Below are 6507 nucleotides of genomic sequence, written 5' to 3' on the forward strand. Positions count from 1 at the left end.
CCGCGGTTCGTTAAGGTGGTAACCCCACCAGCCACACCCCGGCACACAATGTTCCCGCTGTGGCTGCTTCCTTCCGGATCTGACCAGGTGGCATGCCAGCATGCTCGGTAATCGTTGCGGGCCTTGAGGGATAAGGGTTTCAGGCTTTGGAGGTTGCAGGATATCTACCGTGCGAACTCCCCGCACGGGCAGTCAACGCTCTGGGGTGTGGTCAGCATTGTTCCACTCTGCTGTTCCACTTTGGTGTTCCACTCATGGCCTATATCGTCCGCCGCCAGTCCGGCTACTACCTGAACATTCGATTGCCCAAGCATCTGTTTCCGAATCGTCACACCCTGCGTATGTGCTTGAACTTGCGAGAGCGTCAGGCTGCATTATTCCTCGCCAGCTCACTGGCTCAGCAAGTGCTCAACCACCTATTTGAACACCCGATGACAGACCTCCAGACGCTGCGTAGGTTGTGTTCGGAGTGGCGAGACTCTGCCCCCTTAACAACAATCCAACCTGCTGCACGGAAGGCGCCAACCAATGCTGTGATGCGGAACAGCGATGGCCCTACCCTAACCACCTTGTCCAAGCTCTATATAGAAGAAGGAAAACGCGGTGGTACGTGGCGGGAGGTCAGCACCTTCGAGGTAGAACGTGCTCTGCGTGATCTGTTCGAGCTCATGGGCGACATGCCCGTCGAGGCGTTCGACACACAACAAGCCAGACTGCTGAAAGAACGGTTGAGCCGTTGCCCGCAATACTTCGGCCTACGTCCTGAATATGAAGGTAAGACGTTGAGACAAGTTGTCGATTCGGGTAGCACTTACAAGACCATCACGGCAGTCACGGTGAACAACCGGTTACGTAAACTCTCTGCTTTCCTCAACTGGTGCAAGGCGAACGGGTACATCGCGGACAACCCACTGGTGGGCATGAAAGTGATGACGGGATCGGCCAAGGAGGCACGATTGTCCTTTGATCGACACGATCTGACGACCCTGCTGGATTTGGCTGCACTCAAAGCAGAAGCCCGTAAGCATCCATGGCGTTACTGGTTGCCGCTGCTGGGGCGTGCCACAGGGGCTCGGCTGGAAGAACTCTGCCAACTACGTGTGGATGACTTCATCGAACAACAGGGCATCCCGTGCATCCGTATCGATGACAGCCGCGAAGGTCAGAACCTGAAGAACTCCAGCAGCCGACGCATGCTCCCCTTGCACCCTGCACTGATCGACCTAGGGCTGTTGCAGCATGTTGAGTCAGTCAGGAGCACCGGAACAAATCGTCTGTTCCCTGAACTGGAAGCCGTGAGGGGGAAACTGGGCCACGCCCCATCGAAGTGGTTCGGTCGGTACAAAACCAACCTGGGCATCACCGACCCGAGGAAGACATTCCACAGTTTCCGGCATACGTTGATCGATGAACTGCGGGACGCCGGGGTACAGGACTCACTGATCAAGCGAATCGCGGGACACGAAGACAGTGCTGTGACGTTCGGTATTTATGGGAGCAGGATACCGTTGAGAGCGATGGTGGAAGCACTCATGCATATAAAACCCTTCAACACTACCTTGGATACTCCACTCTAGACATCAGCCAGCGTCGTACTGTCGCCAGAAGGTGCCGCATGACCACCGATTTGCACACCGCTTGTGATGACTTCGACAAGGCGCTGGAAAACCTACTGAGCATGAACTCCATCTTGCGGGAGGACTTGGATGCACTTCTCGACGTGTTTAAAGATGATCATAGCAATCAGGTGCTTCGGCGTAATCTTGTTCGTGCTTCGTGGGCCTACGTTGAAGCCATTACGTATGCACTCAAACACATGACCTCGATTATCGTGGATGCTGGTGCATACGAGCTCGAACCTAGGCAAGCTGAGTTCCTTGAGGACGAGCGAACGGACACACTCAAGAACGTCAAGGAGACAATCAAGCTCGTAGCTAAAGTATTCAAGGTACCCGAGCGGGACTTAGGCGGTGGAACTGACTGGTGCAATGTAAAACCGACACTCAAAATTAGGGATCGTCTGGTCCATCCGAAGTCGGCAGAAGAACTGCGGATAGAAGACTCCGAGTGGGAGGCCCACAAGAATGGCTTCGTATGGTTGGTGCGTGCCTTTGACGGCCTACTCAGTGACATCAATGACCAGTACAGCCAACGCCAGTGTAAGGACACTCCGAAAGCGTGAGATCACCACCCATCACCAGCAGATTGAACATTACCGATCGCCACTATACTGTACAAACATACAGCTTGTGGTGCGTATGTGATGGAAGACGATTTGATCGACGACAGCGGGTTTGAGCTAGGAATGCCCACCCGTGAAGAGATGTTGAAGCACCACTGCGATTTGCTGTGTGCGGAGCTTGAGATGACACAGAAAGACATGCGAAAGGCTCACCAGAACATCGCCCGGTTGATCGTCATGTACCGGGATAGCTCTACAGAGCTGGCAGCATTGAAGATTGAACACGAACGGTTGAAGTGGACACCCAGTGACATGTACAACCGGGATAGAGAACGGGAAACTTCTCGGATGGGCTACGCCTACGGCGATCACTCGGGAAAACCCAAGGCTTAGCCCCAGGTCTTCCGGGTGACGTAATGGCAGCCAGCCTGTACACCCGGTAAGCTTGCCTGTTAACAGAACATTTCAAGGAACGAAGAATTGACTAATGACTTCCTAACAGATGCATTTTCGCTACTCACGATCAAAATCAGCAAGCTAAACAAATACAAGTACAAGGCGGACGGGATATTCACAGAGAATTACAAGAAGATCAAAGAGACTCACGAACAACTGCCCGACTGGGCCTTTAACAAGAAGGAAGGAGAAGTCTCTTTTTTTCGCTATCAATCACCTTCAACGGGGCAAGACATCACACTTAAGGCTCAACCACTCAAACTAGAAGACCAACTAGAGTTTAACACGCTGCAAAAGTTGAAGATGTACCACTGGCTTCTTGCCGAAGGATTCGAAGAGTTTGAAAAGTTCGTCGTTAAAGCATATGCCTATTGCGGGGTTGAGGGCATTAGCATCTGGACACAGCCCAAAGGCTGGAAGCACGAGGACTCACGAGAAATCAATCACTACCTGAAGAAACTATACGGAGAGCCGTTCATCCAGCTCGACGCTTTCCGTGCTTCCTCTGATCATTTTGCAAAATTCGAAACGAACGGCCCTACACAAACTAACTATAGAGTTCTATTTGCCCTTATAGAACAATTCAGACACCGGATCGTTCACAACGGTGGCTACTGTAAGGATTTGCAAATATTCTTGGATGGAATACAGAAGCGACTACCGGACATAGACAGAAAAACGTACACCCCCTTCGTCGAGTCGTATTTCTTTCTGCACGGTGAAGACCATCTAATTGACCTTCTAGAATATGAGGCATTTGATGAAGATGGAACTCCCAACGGCTGCTATCACGATACTGTGCCCCACTTCCTCAGCCTCCTAGTCGAGTACGCACAGTTGATAGTCGAGAGCATCCAAGCGCACCCGACAGCAGAGGAAAACCGACAATGAGAATTTACGAAAAAGGATGGGTGGTCCTAATAAGCTGCTGCACCGCACTGTTCGCGTGTGGATTTATCTTTGCAAGATTACTCGCACAATATGGACTATTGCCTGAGACAACATTCCTGTGGAAAAATGATTTCGACATAGGAACACTTTTTAATATAATCGCCGCCCTAGCAACCTCCGTCGCGGCAATCGCTGCCTTCGAATCTGCCAAGAGTGCCAGCCAAACAGTTAAAGACTCTCGAATCTTTGCAAGCATTCAAATGTCATCCGCCCACTACAATACATTTGAAAACACACTGAACGACACGGAAAAACATTTCAATATTAAGTTTCGCGATCGCATCGAGCTATATGACAAGTTATTCCCTGCCAACAGATATCCTGATGGGAATTTTTCGCCAATTGCGGATCGGACATGGCTGGACATATGGAACAATGAGTATGATCAGGTGGTCGACCTAGCACTTTCAAACAAGGACATCAGCGATACCGAGCTTGCAGAGTGGATCAACAAGTGTCATCTACTAGAATACAACCTGAACTTCAGGTTCACGCATGTCGAACGAGGTGCAATAATACTCTATCGCAAAGACCTTACCAGCGCATCGAATGAGCCGGGAAAAATCATTTTCCAGCTTGGAGATGTAATATACCGATTGGCACGATTTGGCTTGCAGAACCAAGCGAAGGCAGTGGTTATCGATACAAACTCGATGTTTGTGCAGCAATACACCAATTTTTATAACGCTATAGAAGGCGAGTTTATTACCGAGCACATACTTAACTAGATCAAAGGTCACTTTCCACAGAACCCATGCCCCCCATTGCCGCCTTTCCCATCTTAAGCCTCACCATCACTTCCAGGCTGAACGTGTGATGTTGGCAAGCAACGGAATACGTAGCGCCTGTAGCCGTTCAACCTCTGCGGATACGGTGGGCTGCTTGTTCACTAAGCTCTCCAGACCCAGAATGTCCATGTCCATCCAGAACAAGACGATGGCATCGACAAAGCTTGCCAGAAGCTCTGGTGGGATTTGCAGGTGCTGGATTGACGCTGCTTCCCGCGCCCACTCGGGCCATAAGTATGAATGGACAGCAGACAACTCACGTGAAGACGGTCCATCACCGTGACGACAGGCATTCCCTAGCATGTGCAGAAGGCCCAGTAACTTGTAAGAGCTGAAACCGCTCAAGCTCAGCCCTCGCACCTTCAAGAACAGGCGATCAAAGTCTTTCCCCCAAGATATCTTCTCCAGCTTCGCAACAGACACTCCTTCCATGCCCAACGTCTGGACAAGGACAATCAGATACCTACGAATTTGCTGTTCCCAGAGAGATTGGATCGATAGGCAGAACGCCATGTTCGTCTTGTTGATCAGGTCGCGATGGTCACTAGCTGCAAAACCGGCAATCGCTAAGTTGTCACTGGTCGCAAGCTCAAGGTGTCTTTTTCCAGTGCAGCCACAGTGGGCTTCACCACTAGATCAAGGAACTCTTCGGCGATGTCACCGTTTCGGTAGGCGTAGGCGTCGGCCCAACCGTGCTTCCATGCGTGAGGCGTTGTCATCACCGAATCCTAATTCCCGGTACAGAATTAACGATGTTACCAACCAAGGCCGTTTCCTATCGAACCCATGCCCCAGTGACCAACGTGATGGCAGGGAGCCACAGCACCCGTTAACATGCCCTCCTCCCAGAAGGAAGACAACATGAAGGCATGGATTGGCTCGGTGACAATGGCGGGACTGTTGGTAAGCGGTGGTGCTGCCATGGCTGACGGAAACCTTCTTCTGGCTCAATGCCAAGCAAGCCTTCAAATGCTGGAGACAACACCTAAGTCACCTCCCGACTTTAACGCTGGAAGCTGTTTCGGCACGGTGGGTGCCGTTATGGACACCATGACCGCCCTCTATTACGACCTCCCAAAAGAGGCAAAGGCATGCTTCCCGGAAAGCGGTATCCAGTACGGACAGGCGGTGAGGATTGTTACCCGCTACATGTCTGAGCATCCTGCTTCATTGCATCAAAGTGGGGCAATGCTTTCGATTGAGGCGTTCAAGGCTGCATACCCCTGCTCCAAGTGACGTAAATCACTGTCCACAGCCTAACCATCGCCCGCTATTTTTTTCGGGCTTCGATGTAAACAGGCCGAGGGCTCTTCCCAGCGCCAACAATTAACTCAACTCCTCAGTCATCAGGTGCCACATTGGACCGTCTGTTCAAGTACCTCCCTTCTCGCTACCTCGATGCCTTTGTTGGCAGAGGCGAAGTCCTCTTCCGCTCCTTGTCGTACTACAGCAACTACGAGGAAATGCAGGCTCGCGGAGATCGAAACGAAGGTAAGCGAGTATTCAGCCCTAGCGGCGGTCTCATAGTGACGAACACGACAACAGGTGAAACATCGTCACGCCAAGGAACGTTTGTATCGACTGCCCAAGACCGTGACATCTTCGTCTTCTGCATGAGCAAGGAGCTATCGCCCAGACTGGCAACCAAGTTCACGGCTGACGTCTGCGTAGAGATCATAGAGCCAGCCCTTTTTCTCGCCCGTATTCGCACGGCGCTACAGCTTCGTAAATGGGTGAAACAAGGTCGCCTGCTGCATGGAATGGTTGACTACTACTCACCGAAAACAGAGCCGCTGGCTGAGTGGGCAGTGCCTGAGCGGATGGTCATGCGGAAGACCACTGACTATGCCTATCAAGCTGAGTATCGGCTTGCCTTCGCCCGAGGGGATGCTCTTCGTGTAGAGAACGTGGGTGTTCGGATTAGGCCGGTTGAAGACGTGGCAGCACCCACACTAGAAGACCATCCCAAATACACTCTCAAATTGGGCAGCCTCCAAAAGCTCGTAACCGGCCAGCAAACACACCTTCCTGACCCCACCGCCAAAGGCGATGGTGTCCACCTCAATTTAAGTGGACACCACTTCTAGCCTTTTAAGAGGGTCTTTCATGCAGCCACAACGCCGTTCCTAT

Annotated in this window: 9 protein-coding genes; 7 read left to right on the forward strand and 2 right to left on the reverse strand. The window is 51.6% G+C overall.

Going from position 1 to position 6507, the window contains the following annotated elements:
- Positions 1 to 254 precede the first annotated feature (254 nt).
- From BZ163_RS13180 to BZ163_RS13200, 5 genes are all read left to right on the forward strand, one after another.
- Positions 255 to 1577 carry a site-specific integrase gene (locus tag BZ163_RS13180; protein ID WP_128871279.1) on the forward strand — a complete coding sequence of 441 codons (1323 nt, stop codon included), beginning with the start codon at positions 255 to 257 and terminating at the stop codon, positions 1575 to 1577.
- Between the two features lie 38 nt (positions 1578 to 1615).
- Positions 1616 to 2182, forward strand: coding sequence for a hypothetical protein (locus tag BZ163_RS13185; RefSeq protein ID WP_128871280.1), 567 nt, complete (start codon positions 1616 to 1618; stop codon positions 2180 to 2182).
- 81 nt (positions 2183 to 2263) lie between these two features.
- Positions 2264 to 2575, forward strand: coding sequence for a hypothetical protein (locus BZ163_RS13190; RefSeq protein ID WP_128871281.1), 312 nt, complete (start codon positions 2264 to 2266; stop codon positions 2573 to 2575).
- 87 nt (positions 2576 to 2662) lie between these two features.
- Positions 2663 to 3529, forward strand: coding sequence for a hypothetical protein (locus BZ163_RS13195; protein WP_128871282.1), 867 nt, complete (start codon positions 2663 to 2665; stop codon positions 3527 to 3529).
- Positions 3526 to 4317, forward strand: coding sequence for a hypothetical protein (locus BZ163_RS13200; protein ID WP_128871283.1), 792 nt, complete (start codon positions 3526 to 3528; stop codon positions 4315 to 4317). Before BZ163_RS13195 ends, BZ163_RS13200 begins: the two co-directional genes overlap by 4 nt.
- Positions 4318 to 4383: 66 nt before the next feature.
- On the opposite strand, the gene BZ163_RS13205 is transcribed toward BZ163_RS13200, so the two are convergent.
- Positions 4384 to 4890: a hypothetical protein gene (locus BZ163_RS13205; protein WP_128871284.1), complete on the reverse strand. Its 507-nt coding sequence runs from the start codon at positions 4888 to 4890 to the stop codon at positions 4384 to 4386.
- A 53-nt stretch (positions 4891 to 4943) separates the two neighbouring features.
- Entirely contained in the window at positions 4944 to 5096 is a 153-nt protein-coding gene (locus BZ163_RS34820) for a hypothetical protein (protein WP_168187355.1), read from the reverse strand.
- Between the two features lie 142 nt (positions 5097 to 5238).
- On the opposite strand from BZ163_RS34820, the gene BZ163_RS13210 reads away from it, so the two are divergent.
- Both BZ163_RS13210 and BZ163_RS13215 read left to right on the forward strand, forming a co-directional pair.
- The gene (locus tag BZ163_RS13210) at positions 5239 to 5613 is read left to right on the forward strand and encodes a Rap1a/Tai family immunity protein (protein ID WP_128871285.1); all 375 of its coding nucleotides are present in this window, start codon (positions 5239 to 5241) and stop codon (positions 5611 to 5613) included.
- Positions 5614 to 5735: 122 nt separating this feature from the next.
- On the forward strand, positions 5736 to 6464 hold the full coding sequence (locus tag BZ163_RS13215) for a hypothetical protein (RefSeq protein WP_128871286.1): 729 nt from the start codon (positions 5736 to 5738) through the stop codon (positions 6462 to 6464).
- Positions 6465 to 6507 lie beyond the last annotated feature (43 nt).

It is taken from the genome of Pseudomonas sp. VI4.1, from assembly GCF_002029345.1.
Taxonomy (GTDB): domain Bacteria; phylum Pseudomonadota; class Gammaproteobacteria; order Pseudomonadales; family Pseudomonadaceae; genus Aquipseudomonas.